The organism is Pauljensenia sp. UMB9872 (assembly GCF_030212665.1).
GTDB classification, from domain to species: domain Bacteria; phylum Actinomycetota; class Actinomycetes; order Actinomycetales; family Actinomycetaceae; genus Pauljensenia; species Pauljensenia turicensis_B.
Window position 1 is genome coordinate 244763 of the sequence record NZ_JASOER010000001.1, and the last position, 14887, is coordinate 259649.

The 14887-nt window shown below is 56.1% G+C and carries 11 protein-coding genes; 8 read left to right on the plus strand and 3 right to left on the minus strand.

From position 1 onward, the window contains the following. Positions 1-23: 23 nt before the first annotated feature. Positions 24-1241, minus strand: a complete 1218-nt coding sequence (locus tag QP109_RS01145) for a phospholipase D-like domain-containing protein (RefSeq protein ID WP_502929260.1) — start codon at positions 1239-1241, stop codon at positions 24-26. 129 nt (positions 1242-1370) lie between these two features. Between QP109_RS01145 and gatC the strand changes: the two genes are divergently transcribed. The 6 genes from gatC (at position 1371) to QP109_RS01175 (ending at position 9136) form a co-directional block, all read left to right on the plus strand. Further along, positions 1371-1667 (plus strand): Asp-tRNA(Asn)/Glu-tRNA(Gln) amidotransferase subunit GatC, encoded by a 297-nt coding sequence (gatC, locus tag QP109_RS01150; protein WP_040318742.1) that lies wholly within the window; start codon positions 1371-1373, stop codon positions 1665-1667. Beyond that, positions 1667-3172 carry an Asp-tRNA(Asn)/Glu-tRNA(Gln) amidotransferase subunit GatA gene (gene gatA / locus QP109_RS01155; protein WP_285022820.1) on the plus strand — a complete coding sequence of 502 codons (1506 nt, stop codon included), beginning with the start codon at positions 1667-1669 and terminating at the stop codon, positions 3170-3172. Before gatC ends, gatA begins: the two co-directional genes overlap by 1 nt. Further along, entirely contained in the window at positions 3172-4668 is a 1497-nt protein-coding gene (gene gatB, locus QP109_RS01160) for an Asp-tRNA(Asn)/Glu-tRNA(Gln) amidotransferase subunit GatB (protein WP_285022781.1), read from the plus strand. The genes gatA and gatB overlap by 1 nt, the downstream gene beginning before the upstream one ends. 341 nt (positions 4669-5009) lie before the next feature. Further along, positions 5010-6578 (plus strand): ATP-binding cassette domain-containing protein, encoded by a 1569-nt coding sequence (locus tag QP109_RS01165; RefSeq protein WP_285022783.1) that lies wholly within the window; start codon positions 5010-5012, stop codon positions 6576-6578. Positions 6579-6595: 17 nt separating this feature from the next. Beyond that, the gene (locus QP109_RS01170) at positions 6596-7852 is read left to right on the plus strand and encodes an ABC transporter permease subunit (RefSeq protein WP_285022785.1); all 1257 of its coding nucleotides are present in this window, start codon (positions 6596-6598) and stop codon (positions 7850-7852) included. 156 nt (positions 7853-8008) lie between these two features. Then, complete coding sequence (locus QP109_RS01175) at positions 8009-9136, plus strand: substrate-binding domain-containing protein (RefSeq protein ID WP_285022801.1); 1128 nt, start codon at positions 8009-8011, stop codon at positions 9134-9136. A gap of 189 nt (positions 9137-9325) precedes the next feature. Here QP109_RS01175 and QP109_RS01180 read toward each other — a convergent pair whose 3' ends face one another. Both QP109_RS01180 and QP109_RS01185 read right to left on the minus strand, forming a co-directional pair. Further along, the gene (locus tag QP109_RS01180) at positions 9326-10075 is read right to left on the minus strand and encodes an ATP-binding cassette domain-containing protein (RefSeq protein ID WP_285022803.1); all 750 of its coding nucleotides are present in this window, start codon (positions 10073-10075) and stop codon (positions 9326-9328) included. Continuing rightward, positions 10072-11259: an ROK family transcriptional regulator gene (locus QP109_RS01185; protein ID WP_285022804.1), complete on the minus strand. Its 1188-nt coding sequence runs from the start codon at positions 11257-11259 to the stop codon at positions 10072-10074. The genes QP109_RS01180 and QP109_RS01185 overlap by 4 nt, the downstream gene beginning before the upstream one ends. Positions 11260-11410: 151 nt before the next feature. Between QP109_RS01185 and QP109_RS01190 the strand changes: the two genes are divergently transcribed. Next, positions 11411-12613 carry an ABC transporter permease subunit gene (locus QP109_RS01190; protein ID WP_285022806.1) on the plus strand — a complete coding sequence of 401 codons (1203 nt, stop codon included), beginning with the start codon at positions 11411-11413 and terminating at the stop codon, positions 12611-12613. A gap of 322 nt (positions 12614-12935) precedes the next feature. Continuing rightward, positions 12936-14360: an NAD(P)-dependent malic enzyme gene (locus QP109_RS01195; RefSeq protein ID WP_285022807.1), complete on the plus strand. Its 1425-nt coding sequence runs from the start codon at positions 12936-12938 to the stop codon at positions 14358-14360. The last annotated feature ends 527 nt before the right edge of the window (positions 14361-14887 follow it).

The following is a 14887-nucleotide window of genomic DNA, read 5'->3' on the forward strand; positions in this document are numbered from 1 at the left end:
CCGACCGGTAGCTCAGATGGGTTTTAGACCATGAATTCAAAGGGATGCAGAAGATACTCGGTGATACGAGTGAGCATATTCCGGCCTTCCCATTCGCCGATCGTGTATTGACGAGCGGTGGTGAGGTCGTTGTCGAAGATTTCTTCCATGTGCTGGGCAAGCTCGCGCGAATGGAATTGCATATTGACTTCGTGGTTGCCTCGCATGGAGAGGCGGTCGATGTTGGCAGTACCGATCGTTGACCACATGCCGTCGATGCTCATCGTCTTGGAGTGAACCATGGCGTGCTGGTAGAGCCAGATCTCGATGCCTTCGCGAAGCAGGGAGCCGTAGTAGGGGCGTGCTACCCAGTCAGCCATGATGTGGTTGGAGTATTCGGGGATCAGAACCTTGACCTTCACTCCGCGTTTTGCTGCTGCGATCAGGGCTTGAAGAATCTCTTTATCGGGGATGAAGTAGGCGGTGGTAATCAGAATGTGGCTGGTCGCGCGCTCGATCGCGTCGATGTACATTCCACGAATCGGGTAGAGGATTCGCTGGGGTGCATTGAATGCGGCGGTGACTTCTGCATGCCACTTCTTCGCTCCGGTGTCGGGCAACTGGGGCGCACGATGGGGTTTGAAGTGATTCCAGAAATCGACGAACCCGTTTTCTAGCTCCCACACGGCATCGCCAGTCACGCGAACGTGGGTATCGCGCCATTCGTTGGCGAAGGGGTTGCCGATGTTGTAGCCACCGACGAATCCAACGGTGGAATCAACAACGAGGATCTTGCGATGGTCCTGGCCTGTGTTCCGCAGATTCAAAGTCAAGAGGCCAGAACGAATCGCGGGGAAGCGACGAACCCATAGGTGTGGAATATCGGGGAAGAAATAGAAGCGTGGATCTTGATTGAGAACTCCAAAACCGTCGTACACGCAGTAGACGTTGACTCCACGTCGGGCTGCTGCGATGAGCGCGTCTTTAAAACGCTGGCCCCATTCGTCTGCGCGCCAAATGAATGATTCAAAGTAAATATGGTCTGTCGCGTTCTGGATTGCGTGGAGCATATCCGCGTATAGGGAATGCCCTTCCGTATAGGTTCGCACCGTGCCACGTGGGATTTGTATGTCAGCTGGTTCGAGGGTCGGGAATCCGTGTCGGCCACCGGGGACACGTTGCTTGCGCATATGGTCGACGGCGTGGACGGTGACGATGGCGGTTGCCTGTGCGATGGTGATACCGATCGCCGTCTTCTTCATCAGTCCTAAGGTTTCGGCGCTGATGAGTCTTTTACGCGGGAATCTCATGAAGCTGATTCTACGGCCTCGTGTGGATTACGGCGTGGGCGCGAATCCCGCTTATTAGTGCTAGGCGCTAAGATTACGACTATGTCACGAATCAGTACTGACGAGGTCGCCCGCGTCGCGGAGCTGGCCCGAATCGCATTGACTCCAGGCGAAATTGAACGTATTGCTGGGGAGCTCGACGTTATCGCTACTTCAGTTGCCAAGGTGTCCGAGGTCGCGACCCCGGATGTTCCCGCAACCTCTCACCCGATTCCGCTGACGAATGTCTGGCGTGAAGATGTGGTCACGGAAACTCTTGACCGTGATGAAGTTCTTTCGCAGGCGCCTGCAAGCGAAGATGGGATGTTCCTTGTTCCGCAGATCCTGGGGGAGGAATGATGAACGAACTGCTGAAGAAGTCCGCGCTTGAGCTGGCTGACATGCTGGCCGCAGGTCAGATCACGTCGGTTGAACTGACAACTGCGTGCTTGGATCGTATTGAGGCACTGAATCCTAAGATCAATGCTTTCCTTTTCATCGACCGCGAGGGCGCTCTGAAGACCGCGGCCGAGGTTGATGCGAAGCGCCAGGCAGGCGAGGAACTGCACCGCCTTGCGGGTATTCCGATTGCTTTGAAGGACAACATGGTGACCCGTGGAATCCCGACGACGTGTGCGTCGAAGATTCTGGGCGATTGGCGTCCTCCGTATGACGCAACGATCGTGAAGAAGATCCACGAAGCTGGTCTGCCGGTCGTTGGTAAGACGAATATGGATGAGTTCGCAATGGGCTCGTCGACCGAGCACTCCGCGTTCGGTCCGACCCTGAACCCGTGGGATATCGAGCGTATTCCCGGTGGTTCTGGTGGCGGTTCCGCTGCTGCGGTTGCTGCTTACATGGTTCCGCTGGCGCTGGGCTCTGACACCGGTGGTTCGATCCGCCAGCCGGGTGCAGTGACGGGCACGGTTGGTGCGAAGCCGACCTATGGTGCTGTTTCGCGTTACGGCCTGATTGCCATGGCCTCGTCGCTTGATCAGATTGGTCCGGTTACCCGCACCGTCGCTGACGCTGCAGTTCTGACCGAGCTTGTGGGTGGCTATGATCCGCTCGATTCCACGTCTCTCAACGAGCCTGTTGGGAACCTCATCGACGGCGTTGAAACTGTCGCAGGCACCAAGTCCATGGCTGGCCTGAAGGTAGGCGTGGTGAAGGAACTGTCGGGCGAAGGCTACGAAGCCGACGTTCTTAAAGCCTTCAACGCGACCGTGAAGAAGCTTGAAGAATCTGGCGCAGAGGTGAAAGAGGTATCGTGCCCGAGCTTCGACTATGCACTCGCGGCCTACTACCTGATCATGCCGGCTGAGGTTTCTTCGAACCTTGCTCGCTTCGATGGTATGCGTTACGGCATTCGCGTTGAGCCCTCCGAGGGGCCCGTGACTGCTGAGCGCGTGATGGCTGCAACCCGTGAAGCTGGCTTCGGCGACGAGGTCAAGCGTCGTATCATCCTCGGCACGCACGTCCTGTCGGCCGGCTACTACGACGCCTACTACGGCAGCGCTCAGAAGGTTCGTACCCTGATCCAGCGCGACTTTGCGCGTGTTTTCGAAGAGGTCGACGTTCTTGTTTCGCCGACCGCTCCGACGACGGCGTTCAAGTTCGGCGACAAGATCGACGACCCGATGGCGATGTACCTCAATGACGTTGCGACGATCCCGGCGAACCTCGCCGGTGTCCCCGCGATGAGTGTTCCGAATGCGCTTTCGTCCGAAGGACTGCCGATCGGCTTCCAGATTATTGCGCCTGCGCACCACGATCTGAAGATGTACCAAGCTGCTGCTTTGGTTGAAGCGCTCAGTGATGATGTGGCGGGCGCTTGCCCGGCGAGCTCTTGGGAGGAAAACTGATGAGTGAACTCATGGATTACGCGGATGTGACCGCGAACTTTGATCCGGTTCTTGGCATCGAGGTTCACGTTGAGCTCGGTACGAAGACGAAGATGTTCGATGCTGCGCCGAATGCCTTTGGTGGAGACCCGAACACCTACGTTACCCCGGTTTCGCTGGGTCTTCCCGGTTGTCTTCCGGTTGTGAACCACACTGCAGTTGAATACGCGATCAAGATCGGTCTTGCGCTGAACTGTGAAATCGCAGAGTACTGCCGTTTTGCGCGTAAGAACTACTTCTACCCGGACTTGACGAAGGCATTCCAGACGTCGCAGTTTGATGAGCCGATTGCTCACGATGGTTACGTGGATGTCGAGCTTGAAGACGGTAGTCTGTTCCGCGTTCAGATTGAGCGCGCACACATGGAAGAAGACGCAGGTAAGAACACGCACGTCGGTGGTGCTGAGGGTCGTATTCACGGAGCCGATCACTCGCTGGTTGACTACAACCGTGCGGGCGTTCCGCTGGTGGAGATCGTGACCCGCCCGATCGAAGGTGCGGGGGAACGTGCTCCTGAGGTGGCTGCTGCCTACGTTCAGACTCTGCGTGATATTTTCCGTGCGCTCGGTGTGTCCGAGGCTCGTATGGAGCGCGGTAATGTTCGAGCAGATATCAACGTTTCTCTTCGCGATACTCCGGAATCTCCTCTGGGTGTTCGTACGGAAACGAAGAATGTGAACTCGTTCCGCGGTATCGCTAGCGCTGTTCGTTACGAGATGCAGCGTCAGGGTGCGATCCTTTCTGCCGGTGGGTCGGTGAACCAGGAAACCCGTCACTTCCACGAGGAAGACGGTTCCACCTCGCAGGGACGCGATAAGTCGGATGCTGAAGACTACCGTTACTTCCCCGAGCCTGACCTGGTTCCTGTTGCTCCTTCGCGCCAGTGGGTTGAGGAACTGCGCGCCTCGCTTCCTGAGCTTCCTGTTGCGAAGCGTCGTCGCCTGCGCGAAGAGTGGGGCTATGCCGATATGGAGATGCGCGATGTCATCAACGCTGGTGCGTTGGAGATTATCGAGGCCACCGTTGAGGCTGGTGCTGATCCGGCATCCGCGCGTAAGTGGTGGATGGGTGAACTCAGCCGTCGTGCGAAGGAACGCGAACTGTCGCTCGAAGATATGCCTGTCACGCCCGCTCAGATTGCTGAGTTGCAGGGCTTGATCGATTCTGGTCGCATCAATGACAAGCTTGCTCGTCAGGTGCTGGAAGGCGTTTTGGCTGGTGAAGGCTCGCCGACCGAGGTTGTCGAGGCTCGCGGTCTTGAGGTCGTCTCTGACGACGGTGCGCTTTCGAAGGCTGTTCAGGATGCGCTGGATGCGAATCCTGATGTAGTCGAGAAGATCAAGGGTGGCAAGGTTGCGGCTGCTGGCGCACTTGTGGGGGCTGTCATGAAGGCAACGCGTGGCCAGGCGGACGCAGCTCGCGTGCGTGAACTCATCATGGAGATGGTGGGAGCCTGAAGCGTCGCGCTTGATTGAACTGTTGCTGGGCGGTGGATGATAATCCACCGCCCAGCTTTCTATGCCCTAAGGTCCGTGAGTGGCCTCGTTTATGGTGAAAACTGAGCGTATGGCGCACGAATGACATGACTATAATTTGGCGAAAACCCTGAATTTCTGCGGGAGATAGGTCCGTGTAGTCATTGAGTTTATGTCGTGAATTCAATATAACGGTTTAGTTACAGTTCGTGTAGATAAGGTTTTTTGCCCTCCGTACAGTGCACACTATGAGTCATGGAAATGCACCAACGGTGGTGGCTTTCCATCAAACATCTATCTGTCAACAGTTCAGCGGAGAACCAATGACCAACACACGTCGTGAGCGCGTCGTCCTGGAGATGCGCAACATCACGAAGGTCTTCCCGGGTGTCGTCGCACTTGATGACGTCAACCTCCAGGTACGCAACGCTGAGATCCACGCGATCTGTGGCGAGAATGGTGCTGGCAAGTCGACCCTGATGAAAGTTCTGTCGGGCGTGCACCCGCACGGCACGTACAGGGGCGATATTTTCTACGAAGGCAACGAAGTTCGATTCTCGAACATTCGCGACTCTGAAAAAGCCGGCATCGTCATCATTCATCAGGAACTTGCTCTTATCCCGCAGCTCAGTGTCGCTGAGAACATGTTCATGGGCAATGAGGTCAAGAAACACGGCGTCATCGATTGGAACGAAACCAAGCAACGCGCCCTTACGTACATGGCCGAAGTTGGATTGGATGAAAACCCAGACACTCTGATTAAAGACATGGGTGTCGGTAAACAGCAGCTTGTTGAAATTGCCAAGGCACTTGCAAAGGATGTCAAGCTCCTGATCCTCGACGAGCCCACTTCGGCACTCAACGAGGAAGAATCAGCCCACCTTCTCGACCTGATGCGCAAGCAGCGCGAACGCGGCGTCGCGATGATCATGATTTCGCACAAGCTCGACGAAGTTGCTGCCGTCTCTGATGCCATCACGGTTATTCGTGACGGCAAGACGGTCGGCTGGATGGACGCCGACAAGGAAAGGATCGACCAGGACGAGATCATTCGCCTGATGGTCGGTCGTTCCCTTGAAAACCGCTACCCGGACAAGAAGTCGCATCCGAGCGAAGTGAAGTTCGAGGTCAAGGACTGGTGGGTACGCCATCCGCTGAACTTAGAGCGTTTCGTCTGCAAGGGCTCGTCCATCAACGTCCGTGCCGGTGAAGTGGTCGGCCTTGCGGGCTTGATGGGGGCCGGTCGTACAGAGCTGGCTCGTTCCGTCTTCGGTCATTCCTACGGTATCCACGAAGGTGGCGAAGTCTTTATCGATGGCAAGAAGGTGAAAGCGAACTCCGTCCCCGAAGCTATCGACGCTGGCATTGCTTATCTTTCTGAAGATCGCAAGATGCTGGGTCTCAACCTCCTGGAACTGATCCACCAGTCGGTTGTTTCAGCCAAGCTTTCGAAGATCCGCCACCACGGCGCATTGAACATCGAAGAAGGCAAGAAACTTGCTGAAGAATACCGCCAGAACCTGCGTATTAAAGCGCCCTCAGTGATGACGGGCGTGGGAACGCTTTCCGGAGGTAACCAGCAGAAAGTCGTTCTTGCAAAGTGGATGTTCACTGACCCCGAGGTTCTCATCTTGGATGAGCCAACCCGTGGCATTGACGTCGGTGCGAAGTACGAGATCTACACGTTCATCCAGGAGCTTGCCGCTCAAGGAAAAGCTGTTCTGGTGATCTCGTCTGAACTCCCTGAGCTTCTGGGCATCACAGACCGCATCTACACCATTTTCGAAGGTGAAGTGACGGGGTGCGTGCCCACCGAGCAGGCAGATCAGGAAAGCCTGATGCACCTGATGACGTCCACCTCAACCAGTCCCACTGATAGCAACGAAAACTGAAAGCTAAAGGCACTTCAATGAAGAAGAATCTCACAGCACTATTCGGAGGAGACTTCCGGCAAATCGGAATGATCGCTGCTCTGGCAGCGATTGCCCTGTTCTTCCAGTTCAAGACGGACGGCAAGGTCTTCCAAGCGCAGAACCTGATGAACCTAGTCATGGGTAATACCTACGTCCTCGTTCTCGCCATCGGCATGGTTCTGGTCATCATTGCCGGCCACATCGACCTGTCAGTCGGTTCTGTCGCAGCAACCGTCGGCATCGTCGTTGCCGTTGCTATGCGTGATTGGGCCCTCAGCCCCATCTTGGCCATCGTTTTGGGTATCGGCGTCGGTCTGCTCGTCGGCATCTGGCAAGGCTTCTGGGTTGCACAGTGGGGAATCCCCGCCTTCATCGTAACCCTGGGAGGTATGCTCCTCTTCCGCGGTACCAACCAGCTGATCGGCAAGTCATTGACGGTCCCGGTTCCCGAACTGTTCCAGACCCTCGGCGCCGGCTACCTGCCCGATATCGCTCCGGATGTTATTCCCTTCAACCTGCCGACCATGATCCTGGCTGTCATCGCACTCCTGGCGATCGTCTGGAAGGAAATCTCCGGCGCGAAGGCTCGTCAGCAGTTCGAAGCTGAGCCGACCCCGATGTGGGTTCCGATTGTTCGCATGGTTGTCCTCGGTGGCGCAATCCTGATCGTTGCCTGGATCTTCGCAACGGGTCGCCCCGGCACCTCGTTCCCAATCCCCGGCGTTATCGTCGTCATCTTGGCTCTGATCTACTCGTTCATCGCTGACCGCACGGTTCTCGGTCGCTCAATTTACGCCATCGGTGGCAACAAAGCTGCTGCAGAACTGACCGGTGTGAAGGTCATCAAAACGAACTTCTTCGTCATCTGCAACTCCGCATTCCTCGCCGCGGTTGCGGGAATGCTGTTCATCGGCCGTTCGACGGCCTCGGGTCCTGCTGACGGTAACGCATGGGAACTCGACGCCATTGCCGCCGTGTTCATCGGTGGTGCCGCCGTTTCCGGTGGTGTTGGCACGATCATGGGCACCATGGTTGGCGCGCTCGTCATGGCCTTCCTGAACAATGGCCTTCAGCTGATGGGCGTCGGCTCCGACTGGACGCAGATCATTAAGGGCCTCGTCCTCTTGATTGCAGTCGCCGTTGACGTCTACTCGAAGCGCCAGGGCAAGCGTTCCATCATTGGCACCTTCCAAAATGCCGTGAGTAATCAAAAGGCAGTTCGGCAAAGCGAAACAAAAACTCCCTCCAAGTGATGATCGGGCGGTAAGAAGAAACCGCATCGCCATGTCATCAACGGGCTCAACAAACGTTGAGTCACCCACAAAGCGTAGATATTCCCAAGCAAGCCAGCTGGGGAACATCGAATGAATCATCAAGAATCACCAAACAAACACACGAAAGAAGAGACAATGAAGACTCTGAAGAGTGCGGTTGCCATCAGCGCAGCGGCAGCGATGGTATTCTCTATGGCAGCTTGTGGCGCCCGTGATACGGGTAGCGCATCGGGCGACCAGTCCGGCGCAACGACCTCGGGCGACAAGGTGTCGGTCGGCATCGCAATGCCACAGAAGACCTCGCAGAACTGGGTTGAGGCTGAAGACATGTTCAAGGCCAGCTGCGAAGAGCAGGGCATTGAATGCACCATTCAGTTCGCAAACGGTGGCGTTGCTGAGCAGCAGAACCAGGTTGCAGCCATGATCGAAAATGGCGTGCAGGTTCTGGTCATCGGCGCAATCGACGGTTCGCAGCTGGGCACCCAGCTGAAGGCAGCCAAGGACGCCGGCATCAAGGTCATCGCATATGATCGTCTGCTGACGAACACGACCGACCTTGACTACTACATCGCCTACGACAACTTCGGTGTTGGTCAGCTTCAGGGCAAGGCACTGCTTGAAGGCCTCGAAGCCAACGCTGGCGAGAGCCCGTGGGACATCGAGCTCTTCGGTGGCTCCCCGGATGACTCGAACTCCCTGAAGTTCTTCGGTGGCGCAATGGACGTCCTCCAGCCGAAGATTGATGACGGCACGCTGGTTGTGAAGTCCGGGCAGACCGAATTCACGCAGGTTGCCACCCAGGGCTGGCTGCCGAAGAATGCTCAGGACCGCATGGCAGCACTGCTGACCTCGACCTACCAGGGGGATGCGGTTCCGGATGGCGTTCTTTCCCCGAACGACACCCTTGGTCGCGCAATCATCACCGCTGTTGAGCAGGCCGGCAAGCCGGTTCCGGTTGTGACCGGTCAGGACTCCGAAGACGAGTCGGTCACCTGGGTCACCCAGGGCAAGCAGTACTCCACCATCTTCAAGGACACCCGTCCGCTGGTGAAGGCAACTGTTGATCTTGCTATCCAGCTCGCCAAGGGTGAGGCCGCCCCGAAGGTCGACGGCGCAACCCTCGACGATTCCCAGTACGAGTCGATGGAAGGCAACCCGGTCAAGTCCTTCCTGCTGACCCCGCAGATTGTCACCAAGGACAACGCTGCAGACGTCTACAAGGATGACTCGCACCGCATGGAGCTCGTCAACGCTGCCAAGTGATTGACCCGCTAGGTATCGCCTAGTTTTCTCACCTTTGGTTTCGCCTTCGTCGGTTTTCCGGCGGGGGCGAAACTCGTGTATGCCAAGGCGCTCAAGCGTCGTCCGCGCAAACAAGCTACGCGCCGTGACAGCGGGGGGGGGGATAACGGCCAGTTAGTCGCCGAAAAGAAGCGACGAGGCCGGGAGCGTTTACAGCGCGATACGTGAAGCGCCGGTGATAGCGGCTATGAGTTCGTCGGTTGAGGTATCACGCGAGTCGAAGGAACCGTTGTTGTGTCCGTGACGGAGAACTTCGACCCTGTCGGCGGTAGCTTGAACGTCGGTCAGATTATGGGAAATGTAGATGACACCCATTCCCATATCGCGCAGGTGCTCAATCAGGATGAGTACTTCCGCAGTTTGTGCCACGGACATAGAGGCCGTGGGCTCGTCGAGGATCATCAGACGCGGGTTAGTCACTAGGGTGCGCGCGATTGCAACGCATTGACGCTGTCCGGCGGTGAGCTGGAAAAGGGGGACTCTCACGTCGGGGATACGCGAACCCAACTGATCAAGATATTGGCGTGCTTTGAGTTCCATGCCCTCGTCATCAAGGGCGTGGTGCGAGAACACTTCACGCCCAAGGAAAATATTCGATACAACGTCCAAATTGTCGCAGAGCGCAGTTTCTTGGAAGACGGTGGCAATACCGAGTTTCAATGCGTGCTGCGGGGAATCGATGCTGATTTTTTCCCCGTCGAGCGCGATCGTTCCCTCATCCGGAGGAAAAACTCCTGAGAGCGCGCGGGCGAGCGTTGACTTGCCTGCCGCGTTGTCGCCGACAAGGGCAACGACTTCGTGACGGTTCACGGTGAAATCAACGTTGACGAGTGCTTCAACACCGCCGAACCTTTTTGTTAGTCCCCGTACTTCAAGAAGGGGAGCGCCTTGGATCGTCATTGGTCCTCCTGGCGGTGAGTTGAATAGCTGGGAACAAAAGCGTCTTGTGCAAGGATCATCGCGCCGATGGCTTCGGCATCGGCGCCGAGCTTCGACGGGTAGACCGTGATTCCTTCGTCGCGCAGGTAGGGGCGTTCGAAGAGAGCGTTTTGAATAGGGGACAAGAATGTGTCTCCCGCATTCATCAGCTCACCACCGACAGCGACGGCTTCGAGATCGAATACCGTGACAAGGTCAGCGATGACTCGTCCGATTGCGCTTCCTGCGTCAGAAAGAACCTGCTGGCATCCAGGGTCACCTTCATTCGCGTTAGACAGTAGGTCACGCAGCGTCATGGGACCTCGTGACAGGCGAAGAAGGTCAACAAGGTAGTCTGCCCCAACAACCGTGTTCAGACAGCCACGGGCACCGCACGTGCAGATAGGACCGTGAGGATCAACGATGACGTGCCCGATTTCCCCGGCAATACCGGTGGCACCGGAATAGACTTTCCCGCCGACCAAGATTCCCGCGCCGGTTTGATACGAGGCTCGGATATAGGCGCACGATGAGAACCCGCGTAGGGAACCAAATCGGTTTTCAGCGGCAACAGCAGCGTTCGCGTCGTTCATCACGATCGTGTCGCGTCCAAGTCTGCGTTGGAAGACCTCAGCAATGTTGATGTCTTCCCAGCCTCGCATGATTCCCCTTCGGGTCAGAGTGCCCGTTTTCGGGTTAATAGGGGCGGGTAAAGCAACACCGATACCAGCAAGATCATCCAGCGATTGCCCTGCCTGTTCAAGAAGGTCAAGAACCAGAAGCGTTGCTCGGTCGAGCGTCGTATCAGCCTTATGGTCGACCGGTAGTGGCAGAACTTTCGTGAATTCGCCGGTGCGGGACTCGTCGGAGATGTAAATATCCAGTGCTCTGCGTCCGATTGAGATACCCGCGGTAAGAGTTGAGGATTGTGTGAGCGAAACCAGTTGAGCACGCCTGCCCGAACGAATCGTTGACGTGAGTTCAACGTTTCCTTGTGCCGAGAGCTGTTTAATGATGTTCGAAATGGTTGCGGGAGCAAGACCTGTTGCTGCCGATAGCTCGACTTGAGTGATACGCCCGTACTTTCGGATCGCGTCAAGAACGCGCGCGGAATTTGCCTCGCGGAGCGAGGATTGAGATCCGGTTCGGGCGTTCAAACGTGGCACGTTTCTAGGATAGTCAGTGAAGTGGGCTGATGCGTGGATGCCCGCTGGGCGAATCGGTTCAAAAATGTGCGTTGAACTGTCAAGATGGTGCACTATAGGAAAACAACACGAGCCTTTGTGTGTTCATATTCCACTCAACGAGGAGAGCGAAGTGAGCCGACTACCCTTTGATGCTTCACGCTTAGGTCAAGCGGGAATCATGGGAATCCTCGTTCTTGCCCTGATGATCTTCTTCCAGTTCATCACGGGATCGCACATGCTGGCGTCTGCGAACCTGCAGAATATCGTCACCGGTAACGCTCATATCTTTGTCCTCGCCATCGGCATGGTCATGGTGGTGACGATCGGTCAGCTGGATTTGTCAGTTGGCTCCGTTGCGGCGTTCTCGTCAATGTCCACGGCGATCATCATTGCCGATCTTGGGTTGCCCTGGTGGGTTGGTCTTCTTCTTGGCATGCTGATCGGAGCTTTCGTTGGCTTGATCCAAGGCCTGTTTGTTGCGAAGGTCGGTTTGCCTGCTTTTATCGTCACCGTTGGTGGAATGATCATTCTGCGTGGTGGAGTCCAGTGGGAATCTCAGGCATTGTCGGTTCCAGTTCCTCACGGATTCCAAACGCTAGGTTCGGGTTATCTACCTTCCTGGGGGAGCATATTCGGCATCGATACGGCAACGGTGATTGTGGGTGTCATTACTGCCGTGGTGGCGGTTACCTCGATTGTTCGTACCTATCTTCGCCGGCGCGCTCGACTGGGACTGCAGGGAGTTGATTATCGGCCCTGGGTGAAGTCCGCGATTGTCGTCGTGCTGGTGGGGGTCTTCACCTGGCTGTTCGGTACGGGACGTGAAGGAACATCTTTCCCCGTTCCGGGTGTGATGGTTCTCGTGTTGATTTTCATCTACCACTTCATGTCGACGAGGACCCAATTTGGCCGCCATCTTCAGGCTGTCGGCGGAAACATTCAGGCAGCGTCCCTTTCCGGTGTGCACGTGACAAAGATTCAATGCCTTGTCATGGTGAATATGGGGATACTGTCGGCGCTCGCAGGCATGATGTTCGCAGGCCGAGCGACGGCTGCGGGTCCTCAAGATGGTCTCTTATGGGAGCTTGAAGCTATCGCCGCCGTGTTCATCGGCGGAGCAGCAGTTGCCGGTGGTCGCGGGTCGGTTTTTGGTGCTGTTCTTGGTGCCACGCTGATGGCGGTTCTTTCCAACGGGCTGTTGCTTGTGGGACTCGGCTCTGACCGTGCTCAGGTAGTGAAGGGCATCGTTCTTCTTGCTGCCGTGACCCTCGATGTCTACGGGAAGAAACAGTCTCCGCTCCACGAGCTTTCAAGAACGCAATTCAGCTTCTAGAGTCTGTTCGTTTTACGTCTCCGTCACCTTGTTGCCTGCTATCTCTGCCCAGAGCACCGATGAACGGGCACGTATCGGTGTCATTGATTCGTTGGTGTGCCCGGCCTCGTGAATCGAGAATTGTGCGTGCGCAGCAGTGGAAACTCCTTTGCGCTCAACTGAAACAGGGCGATCGCGAAGGTGGAAAATCACGCTGGTGTTACGTAGCTCATTGTTGACAATTGTCCATCTGATGATGCGCACTATCCGTTCTGTCGGCACGTACGTACCATGGGAACAACGATTGATCTACGGCCAGCGCCGATTGAAAAGAGAGAGCACCATGCGAACTTCTCCGTCATACACCGCCTCATACCGCGTTGACATCGACGAAGCGAAACTATCTATTGGATCGCTTGTCGAAGCGGTATCAAAAACCGGTGCTCAGGTGAGAGGCCTCGACGTCGCCGATTCCAACCGAGGTCGAATGGTTCTCGACCTCACCTGCGACCTGCGCGATTCGGAGCATCGTCGCGAGGTTCGTAATCTGCTGAAGGGGCTGGTAGGCGTCACACTGTCATCTACTGCAGACCAGACCTTCCTTGCTCACGTCGGCGGCAAGATCGAAATCAACTCGAAGGTTCCACTACGTAATCGCGACGACCTGTCTCGTGCGTACACGCCCGGCGTCGCCCGCGTATGCACCGCAATCCATGACGTTCCGCAGAAGGCTCACCTTTTGACGATCAAGGCGAATACGGTTGCTGTCGTTTCTGATGGCACTGCGGTCCTCGGCTTGGGAGATATTGGCCCGGAAGCGGCTCTTCCTGTCATGGAAGGTAAGGCGGCTCTGTTTAAGGAATTCGGCGGTGTTGACGCATGGCCGGTCGTTCTTGACACGAAGGACACTGAAGAGATCATTTCGATCGTTAAGGCGATTGCGCCCGCATACGGTGGCATCAACCTTGAAGATATTTCTGCTCCTCGTTGCTTTGAAATCGAAGAACGCCTGCGCGCAGAACTCGACATCCCGGTCTTCCACGATGACCAGCACGGCACCGCTATCGTCGTGCTTTCCGCACTGATCAACGCGCTGAAGATCGTCAATAAGAAGATTGAAGACGTTCGCATCGTGGTGTCCGGCGTGGGTGCTGCAGGCAATGCGATTATTCGTCTGCTTCTGGCGCAGGGAGCTAAAGACATCGTCGGTTACGGTCGCACGGGTGCACTTGCCGCTGACGATACTGAGGGCATGCACCCCTCGCGCAAGGCTCTTGCTGAGGCAACGAATCCGCGCCTCGTTCACGGAAATCTGAAGGAAGGTCTGAAGGACGCCGATGTCTTCATCGGTGTCTCGCACGGCGACATCTTGGATCCCGCTGATATTGCCACGATGGCTGACGGGGCAATCGTGTTCGCCCTAGCCAACCCGACGCCCGAAGTTGACCCGATTGGTGCGGGGGAGTACGCCGCGGTTGTTGCGACGGGCCGTTCCGATTACCCGAACCAGATCAACAACGTGCTGGCATTCCCAGGTTTGTTCCGAGGCCTGCTGGATGCAAAGGTCAAGGAAATTACCACCGAGGTTTTGCGCGTCGCAGCAGTTGCTATCGCTGACGTCATCGAGGAAGAAGAGCTGTCACCCAGCTACATCATCCCCGGTGTTTTTGATGAACGTGTTGCTCCAGCGGTTTCGCGCGCGGTCCGCACTGCGGTTCGTGATCTGCCGACGCTGAACATTCCCGTCCAAGAGGACATGGATGCTTGAGAGCCTGCACGCTGTCGGCTGAACGTGCCTACAGCACGCTACAACGTGGGTGTGCGTGTCACGTAGTGCGTGGCGCGTTCGCTGAATAATTGACGAGGCCCGGGTGGGCGCAGACATAAAGGCTGCGCCCACCCGGATTGTTTTCGTCTATAAACCTGCAATGACGTGCGCAGATTACCGGATAACCTGGCGAGACCTGCGTCGCTTTTCGTCATAATTCTTGTGTGCTGTGAAACAAATGCAGGTCACATTTTGGTGTTTTTGGTGCTGGTGTGGACCTGTGTTCGTTGATATTTAGGGGTTTTTCGCGGTGTGGTGTGTTCACGTCAAAATGATTTGACGGGTCGCTATGAAGGTGTGTAGATTGTTTTCCTGTCGCCGAGAGCGAGGAAAGCTTGAATCGACTGCCTCCCTCACTGAGGTAACTAACGAAAGTTGAGTGCTTTTGGTGGGTGTGTGGGTGTTGTTTGTGAACTCGATAGTGTGTTTGTTTTTATGCCTGTTTTTTGTTTTTGAGTTTGTTTTTT

Bases quoted from the DNA above. Each gene is read 5' to 3' on its own strand.
- QP109_RS01145 (WP_502929260.1), bottom strand. From the start codon at position 1,241: ATGAAGAAGACGGCGATCGGTATCACCATCGCACAGGCAACCGCCATC.
- gatC (WP_040318742.1), top strand. From the start codon at position 1,371: ATGTCACGAATCAGTACTGACGAGGTCGCCCGCGTCGCGGAGCTGGCC.
- gatA (WP_285022820.1), top strand. From the start codon at position 1,667: ATGAACGAACTGCTGAAGAAGTCCGCGCTTGAGCTGGCTGACATGCTG.
- gatB (WP_285022781.1), top strand. From the start codon at position 3,172: ATGAGTGAACTCATGGATTACGCGGATGTGACCGCGAACTTTGATCCG.
- QP109_RS01165 (WP_285022783.1), top strand. From the start codon at position 5,010: ATGACCAACACACGTCGTGAGCGCGTCGTCCTGGAGATGCGCAACATC.
- QP109_RS01170 (WP_285022785.1), top strand. From the start codon at position 6,596: ATGAAGAAGAATCTCACAGCACTATTCGGAGGAGACTTCCGGCAAATC.
- QP109_RS01175 (WP_285022801.1), top strand. From the start codon at position 8,009: ATGAAGACTCTGAAGAGTGCGGTTGCCATCAGCGCAGCGGCAGCGATG.
- QP109_RS01180 (WP_285022803.1), bottom strand. From the start codon at position 10,075: ATGACGATCCAAGGCGCTCCCCTTCTTGAAGTACGGGGACTAACAAAA.
- QP109_RS01195 (WP_285022807.1), top strand. From the start codon at position 12,936: ATGCGAACTTCTCCGTCATACACCGCCTCATACCGCGTTGACATCGAC.